Annotated in this window: 11 protein-coding genes and 1 pseudogene; 9 read left to right on the top strand and 3 right to left on the bottom strand. The window is 70.6% G+C overall.

Annotated elements, in window-relative coordinates; all coding sequences use genetic code 11:
* Nucleotides 1-55 precede the first annotated feature (55 nt).
* A complete protein-coding gene (locus OG607_RS31515) occupies nt 56-2908 on the bottom strand; it encodes an AAA family ATPase (RefSeq protein ID WP_405730666.1) in 2853 nt (950 codons plus the stop codon).
* 162 nt (nt 2909-3070) lie between these two features.
* On the opposite strand from OG607_RS31515, the gene OG607_RS31510 reads away from it, so the two are divergent.
* The 6 genes from OG607_RS31510 to OG607_RS31485 all read left to right on the top strand — a co-directional run bounded on the left by OG607_RS31510 (nt 3071) and on the right by OG607_RS31485 (nt 12811).
* Nucleotides 3071-5986 (top strand): AAA family ATPase, encoded by a 2916-nt coding sequence (locus OG607_RS31510; RefSeq protein WP_405730664.1) that lies wholly within the window; start codon nt 3071-3073, stop codon nt 5984-5986.
* Between the two features lie 1703 nt (nt 5987-7689).
* Nucleotides 7690-8451, top strand: a complete 762-nt coding sequence (locus OG607_RS31505) for a DeoR/GlpR family DNA-binding transcription regulator (protein ID WP_405730662.1) — start codon at nt 7690-7692, stop codon at nt 8449-8451.
* A gap of 95 nt (nt 8452-8546) precedes the next feature.
* Entirely contained in the window at nt 8547-9899 is a 1353-nt protein-coding gene (locus OG607_RS31500) for an ABC transporter substrate-binding protein (protein WP_405730660.1), read from the top strand.
* 79 nt (nt 9900-9978) lie between these two features.
* A complete protein-coding gene (locus OG607_RS31495) occupies nt 9979-10941 on the top strand; it encodes a carbohydrate ABC transporter permease (protein WP_405730658.1) in 963 nt (320 codons plus the stop codon).
* Between the two features lie 92 nt (nt 10942-11033).
* Nucleotides 11034-11825 carry a carbohydrate ABC transporter permease gene (locus OG607_RS31490; protein WP_405737173.1) on the top strand — a complete coding sequence of 264 codons (792 nt, stop codon included), beginning with the start codon at nt 11034-11036 and terminating at the stop codon, nt 11823-11825.
* The gene (locus OG607_RS31485) at nt 11822-12811 is read left to right on the top strand and encodes a zinc-dependent alcohol dehydrogenase family protein (protein WP_405730656.1); all 990 of its coding nucleotides are present in this window, start codon (nt 11822-11824) and stop codon (nt 12809-12811) included. The genes OG607_RS31490 and OG607_RS31485 overlap by 4 nt, the downstream gene beginning before the upstream one ends.
* Nucleotides 12812-13074: 263 nt before the next feature.
* Here OG607_RS31485 and OG607_RS31480 read toward each other — a convergent pair whose 3' ends face one another.
* Nucleotides 13075-13836 (bottom strand): SDR family NAD(P)-dependent oxidoreductase, encoded by a 762-nt coding sequence (locus OG607_RS31480; RefSeq protein ID WP_405730654.1) that lies wholly within the window; start codon nt 13834-13836, stop codon nt 13075-13077.
* Nucleotides 13837-14024: 188 nt separating this feature from the next.
* Here OG607_RS31480 and OG607_RS31475 point away from each other — a divergent pair.
* The 3 genes and pseudogenes from OG607_RS31475 to gap form a co-directional block, all read left to right on the top strand.
* Nucleotides 14025-14186: pseudogene (locus tag OG607_RS31475) on the top strand (transposase); the annotation flags it as partial.
* A 127-nt stretch (nt 14187-14313) separates the two neighbouring features.
* Complete coding sequence (locus OG607_RS31470) at nt 14314-15270, top strand: GlxA family transcriptional regulator (protein ID WP_405730652.1); 957 nt, start codon at nt 14314-14316, stop codon at nt 15268-15270.
* A gap of 105 nt (nt 15271-15375) precedes the next feature.
* Nucleotides 15376-16404 carry a type I glyceraldehyde-3-phosphate dehydrogenase gene (gap, locus tag OG607_RS31465; protein ID WP_405737171.1) on the top strand — a complete coding sequence of 343 codons (1029 nt, stop codon included), beginning with the start codon at nt 15376-15378 and terminating at the stop codon, nt 16402-16404.
* On the opposite strand, the gene OG607_RS31460 is transcribed toward gap, so the two are convergent.
* Nucleotides 16373-16540, bottom strand: a complete 168-nt coding sequence (locus OG607_RS31460) for a hypothetical protein (protein WP_405730650.1) — start codon at nt 16538-16540, stop codon at nt 16373-16375. The genes gap and OG607_RS31460 overlap by 32 nt on opposite strands.
* Between the last annotated feature and the right edge of the window lie 93 nt (nt 16541-16633).

Raw genomic sequence — 16633 nt, 5'->3', positions numbered from 1 at the left:
GCCCCTCGCCTGCTAAGGGCAGGGAAACCTGACGCGATCCGCCCCGTCCGCGGTGTCAGCGGGAGCCGGTGATCACGGCGGTGACGAGTTCGGTGCGGGAGCGCAGTCCGGTGCGTGTGAACAGCCGGGACAGGCGCTGGGCGACCGCGTCCTCGCTGAGTCGCAGCACGGTGGCGATCTGGCGGTTGGTGAGCCCTTCTGCGATCAGGGTGGCCAGCAGGTGCTCGTTCTCGGAGGTGGCCTGCTTGCGGCCGGGGCCGGTGAGTCCGGCCTCGCGCATGGCGGTCCTGGTGTGGAAGCGCCACAGGGCGGCGCCGGTCACGCCGAACAGTTCGTACGCCTCGTGCAGCAGCGTGGCCGGGCCCGCGCCCGCGTGGGCGGCCGCCACGAGGGTGATCGCCGTCTCGAACGGCAGGCCGCGGGAGCGGGCCAGGCCCACCGCCTCACCGAGATACCCGCGCGCGGTGCCGGAGGCGTCCTGCCGCAGAACCCGCGCCGACGCCACCAGATACCGCAGCCGCGTCCGCTCGCTGCCCGTCCGGTCGGCGATCCGCCCCAGGCGTTCCAGACAGGTCAGCGCCTCGGCGGTGCGCCCCGCCTCGGCACGCACCTCGGCGAGCAGGGCCCACAGTTCATCGGTGTTGTGGACCTGTCCGCTCGCGCCGGCCCCGTCCAGTCCGCGGATCAGCGTCCGCTCGGCACCGTCCAGGTCGCCGAGGGTCCGCAGCACCTCCGCCTCGGCGAGGTTCAGCGAATACTGCGGCGGGCCCTCTTCCGGGCCGCGCGCGTTCTCCAGCACCTGGAGGGCGGTCGTGGTACGGCCCCTGGCGAGGAGGATGACCGCGGTCCGCGCGGGCAGCAGCTGACTGTCCGACGCGGGAACCTGGGCCTCGCTGTTGGCCAGCAGCCGGCGAGCCGACTCCATCGCCTCGTCCCACCGGCCCGCGAGGTGGTCCCAGAGGAAGCGGCTGAGCGGGGGCAGGATCTCGACGGTCAGCCCGCGGGAGTCCAGCAGCGCCTTGGCCGCCGGCAGGTCCCAGGCGTTGGCCAGCTCGTCGAACATCGCCATGGCGAGCGCGTAGTCGGCGTCGGGGAGCAGCTCCGGCGCCTTCTGCATGGCCAGCGCGCGGCGGAAACGCTCCGGCCGGCCCAGCGCCAGTTCCGCCACCGCGCTGAAGACCTCGGGCTTCGCACGGGCGTGCGGGCTGGTGTTCCACACCGGTTCCGCCCGGGAGAGCACCTCCAGTGCCTCCTGCCATCTCCCCAGCCGGCACAGGGCGAGGCCCTGTCCGGTCACCCTGGCCAGGGCGGGCAGCGGCAGTTCGTCCCACCAGGGTGCCGTCGCCTGCCGGGACAGCGTCGGCCAGTTCATCTCGTTGGCCGTCGCCGCCACCAGAAGGCAGGCGTTCTGCTGCAGCGCCAGCGGGGTCAGCGCTTCCCCCGGGTTGCGCAGCAACGCTTCCGCGATGGTCCGCCCGGTCCGGTAGTCGCCCGCCATGTAGGCGGCGCCGGCGTACCGCTGGAGGACCGGATCGCGGGCGGCGGGCTGCTCGATCAGTTGGGCGGCGGCCCGGAACCACCGGAGCATCCCCAGGCCCTCGAGGTCGGGCTGCACCCGTTCGGCAGCGGCCATCAGCTCGGCCACCGCGCGTGAACGGTCGACCAGGGCGCCCGCGTCCGCGATCCGGTCCGGCAGGTAGGTCCGCGCGTCCGCCTCGTCGAGCAGGGCGTCCGCCGCGTCCGGGGTCGCCCACAGCGCCTCCACCGCGACGGCGGACAGCCGGCTGCGTTCCATCGGCCTCAGCCGTTCCCGGACGGTGTGTTCCGTCAGCGGAAGGCGGAAAGTCCAGCCCCGCCCGCCTCGAACCGCGGTGCCGTCCGGGCCGGGCAGTTCGTCGACGATCCCCGCCTCGACCAGGCGGCACAGACCGTCGCGGACGGCTTCGGTGGGCAACCCGGTCGCCGCCGCGATCATTGCCAGGACCGGCCGGCCGAGCGGCCACAGGATGCTCAGCGCCGCTGCCACCGCGCGACACGGCTCGCCCAGCGCGTCCAGCGCCGCGACGAACCGGTCGCCCTCCGGCAGTACCGGAATCGGCGTCCTCGAGTTGAGAAAGGCGTGGCCGTCGGCGACCCGGATCTCGCCCTGCCGCGTCCAGCCGGTGAGCAGGGCGTCGACCGCCCCGGGGACCCCGCGGGTGAACTGGCGTACCCGCCGGGCCAGGGCGGCGTCGGGCGTCGCCTGCAACCGCCGCGCCACCAGCGCCGTGACGTCTTCCGGGCCCAGGCGGGGCAGTACCACCGTGCCTGCCCCCGCGACGCCTGCCAGCCGTTCCACGGCCCCGCCGTGCCCTGCCGCCGAGACCACCAGCCGGACCTCGGGCGCGAGCCGCGGGAAATCGATCCGGCAGAGCAGGGCCAGGGATTCGGCATCGGAATGCTGGGCGTCGTCGATCAGCACCGCTGCGGGCGCGGACCGGGCGAGCGCGGCGCGGAGCAGTTCGTCCATCGCCGTCCGGTCGCGCCTGTCGACGGCGGACAGTGCCTGCGCGACCGGCTGTCCTGGCGGCCGCTGCTGCTCCGCGGCGGACCGGTGCTCCTCCAGCGCCATGACGAGCCGCAGCGCCAGCAGCAGCGGCCGTTCACCGTCGCCCGGAACACAGACCACCGGGAACACGGCGGTCCCCTGCGCACGCAGCCGGTCACCGACGGCCTGTACGAACGCGCTGCGCCCCGCTCCCCGTTCGCCCCGCACCAGCACCGGACGCGGGCCGTCCGGGTCGGTCAGGAAGCCATGGGTCTCGTCCGACTCGCGCTCGCGGCCGAGCAGGCAGTCGTTCGTACGGTCCACGCCCACGGCCGTACCGCGGCGGGCCGGCTCGGTCTTGCCCGAGCGCGTAGCCACCATCCCGTGTGTCCCTTTTCGGTGACATGCACCCGGCGGGCGTTGAGCACTGCCGTCTCCGGCTGACCCCGCGCCTGGGTTCTCCGTTCCTGTGCTGACATTATGACCGTCGCCGCGGGAAGGCCCGTTCGCATCCGGGGGAACGAGGACGAGCGAGGAGTCGTCGTGCAGCAGCAACATGCACCTGTCATCGGCAGGGACGGCGAAGTCCGCGAAGTGGTGGCCGCCCTGTGCGCCACCGGTGCCTCGGCGCGTGTCCTGCTGATCACCGCCGATGCCGGTATGGGCAAGACCGCTGTGGTGGAGCAGGCGCGGCGTGCGGCGGCTCAGAAGGGCGCCAGAGTTCTGCGGCTCGGCTGGGAAGGCGCCGAGCACACCGCCGACGTGACCCTCGTCGCCGACGCGGGCCTCGGCCTGGTCGTCAAGAACCTCGACAGCTGCCCGCTGCGTCTCAGCGCTGTCCGCCGGGCGCAGTTGCGTGCCGCGGAGCAGGACGGTGAGGTGGCTGAGCTGTCAGCGCTTTCCGCCTTCGGCGAGGCACTGGCGGAGGCGTCCCGCCAGGCCCCCTTCGCGTTGCTCGTCGACGGCGTCGAGCGCATGCCGCGGGGCGTCGCCGAGGCTTGGGGGCTGCTGCTGCGGGTTTTCCGCCCATGGGGCGTACCGGTGGTGATGGCCGGCCGGCCGGGGCCCGCGGCGGACGCCGGCCGCTCGCAGCTGACGGCCGCGGCCGACCAGGGGCTCGAACTGCCGCCGTTGCAGCCGGCCGACGTCGCCGCGCTCGTCGCCGCACGAGTCGCCGGGCGGTTCGGCCGTCCGGCCGAACCCGCGCTGGTGGACGCCGTGTCGCGTGCGCTGGGCACACTGGCGGGCAACCCCCGGGCAGTGCTGTCGGTGGTTGACTCGCTGGATGAGCGCGACCTGCTGGAACTCGACGGCCGGCTGTGCCTGACGGTCCCGGAGCGACGGCTGCGGTTGACCACGGAGCCGGCCGAGCTGCTCCGGCTCGGCTGGCCCGACGCGACTCCGGACCCCGAGACCGTCGAGGCGGCGATCGTCTCCGCTCGCGTGCTGGACCACGCCGAAGTGCGGTTCGACGACGTGCTCAAACTGAGGCCGTCGGCCGACGCCCGGACCATCGAGCGCAAGCTGGACCGGCTGGTCGCCGACCGGGTGCTGACCGTGGACCAGGACGGCCGTCTGTCGTTCGCCGTCCCGGCGCTCGGGGCGGCCTTGCGGACCCTGCCCACCTGGCGCGACGTGCAAGGGGTGTACGCCCGGTTCGTCACCCCGGTGACGGACCGGCTGGGGGCCGAGGCCACGGGCAGCGCTTACCCCCGGCTGGCCGATCACGCCGCAGCCGCCGGCCGCCGGCTGGATGACGGGCTGGCGGTACCACTGCTGCTGGCCGCGGCCCGCGAGGACGCCAGGGCCGACCGGCTCGCGTCGGTCCGCGCCTACTCCTCGGCGCTTCGCCGGCTGGCGCCGCAGGACCGGCGGACGCCCGGCGTGCTCCACGAGGCGAGCAGCCTGAGCCTGCGGCACGGCGACCACTCCGGGCTCCTGGCGATCGGCGAGCCGCTGTTCGCCTGCCTGGACGCGCCGCACGCCCAGGGGGCCGAGAACGCGGACGGCCTGGAGACCGTCACCAGCGCATGGGTTCTGGCGGCACTTCACGAGCACCGGTCCCCGTACGCCGATGACGCCGACCCCCGGTACCGCGAGGCACTGGAACGGCTGCCCGCCGCGGCCGCGCCGGCGGCGCTCGGCGGTCTCTACGGCATCGGACCGGTGACACCCCGGCCGGGCTCCGCTGCGCACCCCGCCCCGCACCCCGCCTCGGGCACCGGTCCGGCGCGCCGCTCCGGGCCGTTGCCCTCGCCCGCCGAGTTGCGCCTGCTGGCCGCCGCGGTGGGCAGCCACGCCGAGCTGCGGCGGGCACGGCAGACCCTGCCGCCCGACGCGATCGGCGAGCGGTCCCTGGACCGGCTGCGCGACGCCGCCGCCTACGGAGACCTGGCCGGTGCTTTCGCCGCCGTCCTCGGTGACCGGTATGTCGCTGCGGGGGACAGCACCGCCACCCGGTACCGGGCCATGCTGCGTGACTACCTGGCAGGGGACTGGGACGCCGCGCTGGCGGCTGCCCGTCGCATAGAGGTGCGGAGCCGGTCCGACGGCACGGCAGGCGCCGCCCAGTTGGCGCGGGCCCTGGCCGCCGAGATCCACTGCTCGCGCGGGGACGTCGTACGTGCCCGCGCGTGGCTCGAGCTGATCCCCGACACCGTCACCCATCCGCTGGTGGCGCGGGCGTCGCTGGGCGTCCGGTATTGGTCGGGCGGGGTGGAGGAGGCGCTTGAGGGGGCGTGGCACGACGTGCGGCAGGCGCGAAAGAGCGGCCTGCTCGCCGGTGTGGAGCGGGTGCTGCTGCGCATCCTTACGCTCGCCGCGCTGGAGGACAGACCGCAGGCGGTCCGTCAGGCCCTGGAGCAGCTGGAGGAACTGCACGAGGAGGCGGCCGCACCCATGACCCATGAGGCGGTATTGATCGGACGGGGCCTGGCGCACCACGACGTGGAAAGCGCGCTGACCGGCTACCGGTTGGTGAACCGCCGAGGCGACGTTCACCTGAGCGTGGTTTGCTGCCAGTCCCTGACGCGCGTCGTCGAGGATCCCCGGCCGTGGCTCACCGAGGGGGCACGGAACGCGCACAGACTCGGCATGGGGCGGCCCTTCCGCATGGCGGTCACCCGTGCCGCGCAGCAGCGAAACGTTTCTTTGCCCAGGCTCCGCGCAGCCAGGGAGAAGCTGACCGAACTGGACGTCGAGCTGGTGCGCATGGTGAGTGACGGAGCGACCAACCGGCAGATCGCCGTGGGCCTCGCCTGCAGCGAGAAGACCGTGGAGCAGCGGCTGACACGGCTGTTCCAACGCACAGGGTGCCGCTCCCGGGCGGAGCTGGCCGCTGCCTGGCTGGACGGGAGCCTGGCCCGGCTCGGGCTGCTGCCCGACGATGCGGCGGGCACGGGCACGAGCTCCGGCGCCAGGTCCGGTCGGCCTCGCCCCGCCGGTCCGGCCGGCCGTTGACCCGTCAGGGTGGTCACATGCGACCGCCCTACCGGGACCTTCGCCGCCCCTGTGCAACAGCTGTGTCCCGGGAATATGGCGGAACAGCCGCAAACCCTGGCACAGCGACTCCCGCTGCTACGTTCGCCAATGGATCACCAAGAGGATCGGCCACCGCGGCCGTCCCTGGCAGGGGAGGACCCATGGCCGACGAACACTCAATGAGCCGTAGCAGACCGGGACATCGCGCGGCAGTCGCGGCGGTCCTGCTCACCGCGCTCGGCACGGCCGCGCTGACCGGCTGCGGCGGCTCCGGGAAGGCCACCGCGACGCAGGACAAGGCAACCGGTACCGCCGCGCCTTCCGCCGGCCTCGGCGCGGCGACAACCGCCCCGCCGACGGCGTCCGCCACGACGGCCCCCACCACGACCCCCACAACCCCCACGGCCAAGGCAGCCGCCAAGACATCGGCCGCGTCGGCGGCCGACGGGGGCTCCGGCGCAACACCCGGCTGCGACCACAAGATGCCGATCTCACCGGACGAGGTCGCCGTGTACCGCTACACGCCCGAAGGCGGCAGCCTCAACCTGATCGTGAAGGCGGTGCCTGGGGCTGCCCCGACCCCGACACCGACGGCCCGGCGTTCGAGACGACCGGCAAGGAGTACGACCTGCCGCTCGACCAGGCCGCCTACATCACCGCCACCAACCCGATCACCGAAAGCAGCGAGAACCAGCACATCGGCGTGCAGGAGCTTCTCGACTGGCTGGAGGCCCATCCCAACTCCGGCCTGGTCTTCAAGTACCACGCCACGGCGGACGGAACGGTCGACAAGCTCGAACAGGAATTCACCCCTTAGCCCCCACGGTCATCCCAGCCACCTAGGGCCTGTCTTGTGGATCTCCGTGGGGAAGGAGCGGCCCGCCGCGCCAGCGGCTGATGTCTCTGCGGCGCCTGTGATCGCAAGGCGGAGGAGGGAAGCGACGCGGAGCGTCGTTGACCGACGACAACGCCGCGAGCGCTGGTGCCAGGGCACGCGACGCCACGGCCATGCCGCGCCAGCGGCACATGGACCGCAGCCACAAGACAGGCCCTAGGGACTGTCCGACTCACCGACCAGGCTGCGCAGGCACGTCAGCCCCGTCCCTTCACCGGCCACTCCGCCGCAGGCCAGAGGGGGTAGGTGACCTTCCGAGCGGAGCGGCGTGGGTCCTTTGAGGATCTTGACGGCCCTTGCCGATCCACGCTCACCTTGACGTATTCCCAGGTCAAAGGGGGTGCAGCAGGCTGCTGCTTCCCGACCCTTGTCAGTCTGCGCCTCTCTTTGTGCCCTACCTGCGTCCCGAACGCGTCCCGGATGGACAGCCCAGCCGGCTCAGCGCCCGTCTCCCCTGCGAGGCGTGGGGCGCCCAGCGCGGTGCCGACCGGATTTACGCGTCGACTCCGGCCCAGCGCCCTGATCCATCCGCGAAACGGGCGGCGAACGGGCACGCTCAGCGGGAGTAGCGGGCAGCGGTCTCCCACCCCCTGGGGCCTCCACCGCCTCGTCCAGGGGATCCGGACTCGAAAAAACGGGCACAATCGGTCATGAAGTACTTAACGCCGAACCTGGTCAGCCGGTCGGCCTGCTTGTAGAAATAGTCACCGAACGCCCGAACGGGCAGGGCTTCGGGAATCTGCTGGTGCGGGCACACCGCGCGGAGCCGTGGAACGGAGGTGTCGCCGTGGACACCGAGGAGCGAAGACGCCGGATTCTGGATACGGCACGCCGTACCGGATCCGTGGACGTCGGAAAGCTCGCTGCTGACCTCGGGGTCTCCAAGGAGACCGTGAGGCGCGATCTGAACGTACTGGAGGAGCACGGGCTGGTGCGCCGTACCCACGGCGGTGCCAGTCCCGTGGAGAGTGCGGGCTTCGAGACCACGCTCGCCTTCCGGACCACCATGCACGTCCCCGAGAAGTCCCGGATCGCGACCGCTGCGGCCGAACTGCTCGGGGATGCCGAGACCGTGTTCATCGACGAGGGCTACACCCCGCAGCTCATCGCCGCCGCCCTGCCCCGAGACCGGCCACTGACCGTGGTCACGTCCTCGCTGGCCACCGCTGGTGACCTGGCCTCCGCCGAGAGCATCACGGTGCTACTGCTCGGCGGCCGGGTGCGTGGCGGGACGCTGGCCACGGTCGACCACTGGGCGACCCGCATGCTGTCCGGCTTCGTCATCGACCTGGCGTACGTCGGCGCGAACGGCATCTCCCGCGAGTACGGACTCACCACCCCCGACCCTGCGGTCAGCGCACTGAAGGCCGAGGTCATGAGAGTCGCCAGGCGCCGGGTGTTCTCCGGGGTCCATACGAAGTTCGGCGCCGTGAGCTTCTGTCGCTTCGCAGAGGTCACCGAGTTCGAGGCGATCGTCACCGACACCGGGCTGCCCGCCTCCGAGGCACACCGCTACTCACTGCTGGGCCCCGAGGTCATCCGGGCCTGAGCCGCGGTTCAACCCCATATCCCACCCTTACGCCACCCCCCGCAAGCCCGGGGGCCTGGTTCCTCACGCCCTCGAAACATCCCCTGGAGTCAGTCATGCGCGCACGAAGAATGACCCATGTCCTCATCACGGCCGCAACCGCCGGCTCGCTGCTGGTCGCCTGCAGCGGAGCAGGCGGCTCGTCAAGCTCCGGCGGAGGCAAGAGCATCAACGTGCTGATGGTCGGCAATCCGCAGATGGAGGACATCGCGAAGCTGACGAAGGACACGTTCACGAAGGACACCGGTATCAAGGTCAACTTCACGATCCTTCCCGAGAACGAGCTGCGCGACAAGGTCACCCAGGACATCGCGACCAAGGCCGGTCAGTACGACGTCGCCACCATCGGCGCCTACGAGGTGCCCATCTGGGAGAAGAACGGCTGGCTGCACGAGCTGGGGTCCTACGCCGACAAGGACACGAGCTTCGACAAGGCCGACCTGCTCAAGCCGATGGTGCAGTCGCTGTCCGGCTCGGACGGCAAGCTGTACGCGCTGCCGTTCTACGGCGAGTCCTCGATGCTGATGTACAACAAGGACGTCATGAAGGCCAAGGGCGTCACGGTGCCCGAGCATCCGACCTGGCAGCAGATCGCCGACATCGCGGCCAAGGTCGACGGTGCCGAGGCCGGCATGCGCGGCATCTGCCTGCGCGGCCTGCCCGGCTGGGGCGAGCTCGGGGCCCCGCTCACCACCGTGGTCAACACCTTCGGCGGCACCTGGTTCACCAAGGACTGGAAAGCGCAGGTCAACAGTGCGGCGTTCAAGAAGGCCACGAACTTCTACGTCAACCTGGTCAAGCAGCACGGCGAGGCGGGGGCTGCGCAGTCCGGCTTCACCGAGTGCCTGAACGCGCTGAGCCAGAAGAAGGTCGCGATGTGGTACGACGCGACCAGCGCCGCCGGGTCGCTGGAAGACCCCGCCTCCAGCAAGATCGCCGGCCACGTCGGCTACGCCTACGCACCCACCGTCGAGACCAAGAGCAGCGGCTGGCTCTGGAGCTGGGCCTGGGCCATGCCCAAGACCACCAAGAACGCCGACGCCGCCTCGAAGTTCATGCTCTGGGCGTCCAGCAAGAAGTACGAGAAGCTCGTCGGAGAGAAGCTCGGCTGGGCGCGCGTCCCGGCCGGCAAGCGGACCAGCACGTACGCCATCCCCGAGTACCAGAAGGCCGCCGCGTCGTTCGGTGACATCACTCTGAAGTCCATCGAAGGGGCCGACCCGACCAATCCGGGTGTCCAGCCCAGGCCGACCGTGGGCGTCCAGTTCGTGGCCATCCCCGAGTTCCAGGACCTGGGAACGAAGGTGACGCAGGAGATCTCCGCGGCCATCGCCGGCAAGACCAGCGTGGACAAGGCGCTGGACGACGGCCAGAAGCTCGCCGAGGACGTCGCCAAGAACTACCAGTGACCGTCACTGCCCGGCCGGCCCCCGGGGCCGGCCGGGCACCGCTTCCCCCACCCTGGCCGTCATCGGCAGAGGAACCCTCATGACCACGCTCACCGCACCCCCCAAGACAGCACCACCACCCGCCAGCCGCTCGCGCACATCCGCCGGCATCCGCAAGTGGCGGCGGCGTGTTCCGCTGCTGCCGGCGCTGATCTTCACCATCGTCGTCACCCAGCTGCCCTTCGTGGCCACGCTGGTCATCTCCACCTTCCAGTGGAACATCCTCAAACCCGGCGACCGCCACTTCGTGGGCCTGTCCAACTTCAAGTTCGTCTTCACCGACGACCGCCTGCGCACCGCCGTCCTCAACACCATCGTGCTCACCGCCTCGGTGGTCCTGATCAGCGTGCTCCTGGGACTGGGCCTGGCCCTGCTGCTGGACCGCCGCTTCATCGGCCGCGGCCTGGCCCGCACCCTGCTCATCGCCCCCTTCCTCGTCATGCCCGTCGCGGCCGCACTGCTGTGGAAGCACGCCATCTACAACCCCGACTACGGACTGCTCAACGGCACCCTCAACGCGATCTACCGGCTCTTCGGAGCCGACAACGGCCCCACCGTCGACTGGGTCTCCACCTTCCCCATGCCCGCCGTGGTCGTCTCCCTGGTCTGGCAGTGGACGCCGTTCATGATGCTCATCCTCCTGGCCGGCCTGCAGGCACAGCCCGGCGACGTCCTGGAAGCAGCCCGCGTCGACGGCGCCACCGCCCTGCAGACCTTCCGCCACATCACCCTGCCCCACCTGCGGCAGTACATCGAGCTGGGCGTCCTGCTCGGCACGATCTACGTCGTGCAGACCTTCGACTCCGTCTACACCATCACCCAGGGCGGCCCCGGCTCGGAAACCACCAACCTGCCCTACGAGATCTACCTGACCATGTTCCGCAAATACGAATACGGCGAAGCAGCCGCCGCCGGCGTCGTCGTCGTCCTCGGCTCGATCGTCATCGCGACCTTCGCCCTGCGCACCATCGCGTCACTGTTCCGCGAGGAGGCATCCAAGTGACCGCCCACGCCGTAGCCGGCGCCCCCGGGACCAGGCTCAAGAAGATCCTGCGCCGCAAGGACGACCACGGCGCTTCACCGAAGCTCTCGCCCCTGTGGACCTTCGTCATCTGGCTGGCCACCCTGGCGTTCTTCGCGCCGGTGGCGTGGATGGTGCTGACCTCCTTCCACCAGGAGGCCGACGCCGCGACCAACCCCCCGACCCCCTTGGCCGCGCTCACCCTCGACCAGTACAAGCTGCTGTTCAGCCGGGACATCACCCCCTTCCTCCTCAACTCGGCCATGGCCAGCATCCTGTCCACGCTGCTGGTACTCGCCCTGGCGGTACCGGCGGCCTACGCACTGTCCATCAAGCCGGTCGAGAAGTGGACCGACGTGATGTTCTTCTTCCTGTCCACCAAATTCCTCCCCGCCATCGCGGCCCTCCTGCCGGTCTACCTGATCGTCAAGGACGCCGGAATGCTGGACAACGTGTGGACACTGGTCATCCTCTACACCGCCATGAACCTCCCGATCGCGGTCTGGATGATGCGCTCCTTCCTCGCCGAAGTCCCCAAGGAAATCCTGGAAGCCGCCGAAGTCGACGGCGCGGGCCTGCTCACCGTGCTGTGGCGGGTCGTCGCACCAGTGGCCATGCCCGGACTCGCCGCCACCTCGCTGATCTGCTTCATCTTCAGCTGGAACGAATTCATGTTCGCCGTCAACCTCACCGCCACCCAGGCCTCCACCGCACCGGTCTTCCTCGTCGGCTTCATCACCAACGAAGGCCTCTTCCTCGCCCGGCTCTGCGCCGCCGCCACCCTCGTCTCCCTCCCCGTCCTCATCGCCGGCTTCGCCGCCCAGGACAAACTCGTCCGCGGCCTGTCCCTAGGAGCAGTCAAGTGAAAGCAGCCGTCATCGAAGCGCCCGGCAAGGTCACCGTCACCACGGTGCCCGACCCCACTCCCGGACCGCGCGAGGTCGTGGTCGATGTGGCGGCTTGCGGACTGTGCGGGACCGATCTGCACATTCTGCAGGGCGAGTTCGCACCGACCCTGCCCGTCGTGCCGGGCCACGAGTTCGCCGGCGAGGTCGTGGGCCTCGGCAGCGAGGTCACCGAACTCGCGATCGGCGACCGGGTCGCTGTGGACCCCTCGCTGTACTGCAACGAGTGCCGCTATTGCCGGGCCGGCCGCAACAACCTCTGCGACCGGTGGCAGGCGATCGGAGTGACCGTGGCCGGCGGCGCCGCCGAGTACGCCGTGGCGCCCGTCGCCAACTGCGTACGGCTGCCCGACCACGTGGACGTCCAGGACGCGGCACTGATCGAACCGCTGTCCTGCGCCGTGCGCGGCTACGACGTGCTCAACAGCAGGCTCGGCTCCCGCGTGCTGATCTACGGCAGCGGCACGATGGGCCTGATGATGCTGGAGCTCGCCAAGCGCACCGGAGCCGCCTCGGTGGACGTCGTCGACGTCAACCTCGAGCGGCTTGCGACGGCCGAGAAACTGGGCTGTTCCCAAGCAGCCATCTCGGCCGACGAGTTGGGGCGGCCGGCCGGCTGGGACGTGGTGGTCGACGCGACCGGCAACGCCGCCGCCATCCAGGACGGCCTGGAACGCGTCGCCAAGGCCGGAACGTTCCTCCAGTTCGGGGTCTCCGACTACGCGACAACGGCCACCATCTCGCCGTACCGCATCTACAACCAGGAGATCACCATCACCGGCTCCATGGCCGTCCTGCACAGCTTCGAACGCGCCGCCGACCTCTTCGCCACCGGCGTGCTCGATCCGCAGGTGTTCATCAGCCACCGGATGCCGCTGACCCAGTACCCGCAGGCACTGGAGCAGTTCGCAGCCGGTCGGGGACGCAAGATCGTCGTACTGCCCTGACCTCGGCCCCCGGCCGGGAGTTCCGGGATCCCGAGACGGAGACTTCGGGCTCAGCGGCATCGGGCGGTCCGCTTCAGTACGCGAGAACAACCACATGAGGCACGTTTTCGCAGGTCAGACATGTTAATCGATGCCAGTCCTGTGCGGTGCTTGTCGATCCCGTTCCTATCCTTGCGGCCCCTGTATGGCCCCTGAGGATCCTTGAGGGCTGGTGGAGCCGGTTGCAAACCGGCCCTGCAGTAGGCGGGCGCACCCAGGAGGAATCAGCGAAGTACCGTGCCCCCGTCGACGTTGACGACCTGTCCGTTGATCCAGGACCCCTCGTCGGAGAGCAGATAGGCAACCATGCTGGAGATGTCGCCGGCCTGGCCGTGGCGGGTGCTGCGGGTCCGTGCGAGCTTGGCCTGCAGCATCTCGGGCGGCGCTCCCTCCCGGATCTCGGGAGTCAGGATCAGGCCGGGGGTGACGGCGTTGGCGCGGATGCCCTGCTTGCCCCAGCGCGAGGCCACATGGCGGGCGAGGGCGTTGATCCCTGCCTTGGTCGCGGCGTAGGCGGGGCGCTCGGGCTCGCCGGTGAACGAGGCGATGGAGGAGGTGTAGACGATCGCCCCGCCGCCGCGTGCGAGCAGCTCGGGGATGGCGTGCCGGCTGACCAACATGTGGCCGCGCAGGTTGACGGCAACGGTGCGGTCCCACACCGCGAGGTCGATGTCGACCACATCGGTATCCTTGCGCACCGAGCCCATGTCACCGGCGTTGATGTGCACGGCGTCCAGTCCCCCGTAGGTCCGCACCGTCGCGGCGACCAACTCCTGGACGGAGGCGTCGTCCGCGATGTCGAACTGCACGGCGACCGCCTCGGCGCCGGAGTCGCCGATGGCACCCGCCGTCTGCTCGGCTCCGGCCAGATTCAGATCACCGACCACCACCCGGGCACCTTCCTGGGCCAGCCGCTGTGCCGAGGCTGCGCCAAGCCCGGTGGCGGCGCCCGCGACCAGGACAACCTTGCCCTTCAACCCCTGCATGACGCTCTCCCCCTGCTTTCGACGAGTTGACAGAACGATGTTCGCATCCATTGAGAACTCTATTCTCCGTAAAGGCAAGTCTGCGAGGCCAGGGGAAGCCGGGTTGCAGAGGCTCGACAGCGCGGATGTGCCGTCCTGACGTGGCGGAAGGGACCGTCGATGAAAGCTCGTCCTGCCCTGACCGAGGGGCCGTGGTCGCCACCGCCTACATCCTGGGCGTCAGCACCCGCCGGGTGGAGAAACTCGCCGAGTCCCCCGGCGTCACCCAACTGTCGAAGTCCCAGGTCAGCGCGATGGCAAAGCACCTGGACGAACAGGTGGCGGCCTCCCGCAACCGGCCCCTGGATGCATGAACCCGAGGGCTCAGCGGCAGGGAGTTGCCGGGGCTCAGCTCATGAAGGTGCCCGAGCCCTCGGAGAAGGCTCTGCGTGAAGATGACCCCGTTGCCCATGCGGTCCACCACGTAGCCTGTTCCCCGTGCCAGCCTCCCGCCTGCGTCGCGTCGCCGTCCTTGTGCTGGAGGGTGCGAAGCCGCTCGATGTCGGCATTCCCGCGCAGGTGTTCACGACCCGCGCGAGCATGCCGTACGAGGTGCGGGTGTGCGGCGCGGCACCCGGTCTCGTGACCGGCGGCGACGGCCTGTCGTACCACGCCGCCCACGGCCTCGACGCGCTTGTGTGGGCCGACATCGTCTTCATCCCCGGCTACCGGTTCCCGGACCGCGACGCCCCGCCGCAGGCCGTCGTCGACGCGCTGATCGCCGCCCACAATCGGGCCGCGCGGCTCGCCGCCATCTCGACGGGCGCCTTCGCGCTCGCCGCCACGGGCCTGCTCGACGGAAAGCGCGCCACGACGCACTGGCATTACACGCGGGCGCTTGCGGCGAAGCATCCACTCGTGCAGGTCGACGAGAACGTTCTGTTCGTCGACGAGGGCAGCGTGCTGACGTCGGCCGGCGCCGCCTCGGGCATCGACCTGTGCCTGCACATCCTGCGCGGCGACCTCGGGGTGGCCGCGTCGAACCACGCGGCCCGGCGCCTGGTCGCGGCCCCCTACCGCAGCGGCGGTCAGGCGCAGTACGTGCCGCGCAGCGTGCCCGAGCCGCTCGGCGAGCGGTTCGCCGCCACCCGCGAGTGGGCACTTCACCGGCTCGGCGAGCCCCTCACCCTCGAGGCGCTCGCCCGGCATGCGGTCGTATCGCCACGCACCTTCTCGCGCCGCTTCGTCGAAGACACCGGGTACACACCGATGCAGTGGGTCATGCGTGCCCGCATCGACGTGGCCCGTGAGCTGCTCGAACGTTCGGAGCGGAGCGTCGAGCAGATCGCCGCCGACGTCGGTCTGGGCACCGGTACGAATCTGAGGCGGCACTTCCAGCTCATCCTCGGCACGACGCCGAGCGAGTACCGGCGCACCTTCACCCGGGGCGAGTAGCCCGCTGCCACTTGGCGAGATCCTTGTGAACCGTGGCGATCACGCCACTGTCACCGGCGGATGCAGCGCGCGAACCTGGATGGCGAACCCGAAGGGACACCACTCATGACTCGCATCGCCATCAACGGATTCGGCCGCATCGGACGCAACGCGCTGCGCGCACTGCTCGAACGCGACAGCGACCTCGAGGTCGTCGCCGTCAACGACCTCACGGAGCCCGCCGCCCTCGCGCGGCTGCTCGCCTACGACACGACGGCCGGCCGGCTCGGTCGCCCGGTGGACGTCGACGGGGACGCCCTCGTCGTCGACGGCCGTCGCATCACGGTGCTCGCCGAGCGCGAACCGGCGCAGCTGCCGTGGGCCGAACTCGGCGTGGACATCGTGCTCGAGTCGACCGGCCGCTTCACGTCGGCCAAGGCCGCCCGTGCCCACCTCGACGCGGGCGCGAAGAAGGTGCTCGTCAGCGCGCCGTCGGACGGCGCCGATGTCACGCTCGCGTTCGGGGTCAACACCGACGCGTACGACCCGGCCGTGCACACGATCATCTCGAACGCCTCGTGCACGACCAACGCCCTCGCGCCGCTGGCCGCGGTGCTCGACGGGCTCGCGGGCATCGAGCACGGCTTCATGACGACGGTGCACGCCTACACGCAGGAGCAGAACCTGCAGGACGGTCCGCACCGCGACGCCCGCCGGGCCCGTGCCGCCGCTGTCAACATCGTGCCGACCACGACGGGTGCCGCCAAGGCGATCGGCCTCGTGCTGCCGAACCTCGAGGGCAAACTGTCGGGCGACTCGATCCGCGTGCCCGTTCCGGTGGGCTCGATCGTCGAACTCAACACGACCGTCGCCCGCGACGTGACGCGCGAGGACGTGCTGGCGGCGTACCGCGCCGCGGCGCAGGGGCCGCTCGCCGGCATCCTCGAGTACTCGGACGACCCGCTGGTGTCGTCCGACATCACAGGCAATCCGGCCTCGTCGATCTTCGACTCGGATCTCACCCGCGTCGACGGCCGCCACGTCAAGGTGGTCGCCTGGTACGACAACGAGTGGGGCTTCTCGAACCGCGTGATCGACACGCTCGAGCTCCTCGCCACCTCTCTCACTCCGGTGATTGAGCAGGCCGCCGAATAACCACGCCGGCGTCGAGGATCATCAGCAACCCGGCTGCCCGCAGCGCCTTCTGCAGGGCCGCGAAGTTGCCGACATTCGTGTCGAACTGCGAGGTGAACTTCGGTGTCCCAATAGGGACGCCGTCTCCGTCGGTCACCAGCCACGGAACGTCCCCGCCCGCGCGGCAACGGTTCGCGGACCGGTGGAGCCAGGTCAACCGCCGCCTCGCCGGGGCCCGCCGCGCACACCG

This window comes from Streptomyces sp. NBC_01537, from assembly GCF_045040445.1.
Lineage (GTDB): Bacteria > Actinomycetota > Actinomycetes > Streptomycetales > Streptomycetaceae > Actinacidiphila.
This window is presented reverse-complemented; position numbering and strand designations above follow the sequence as displayed.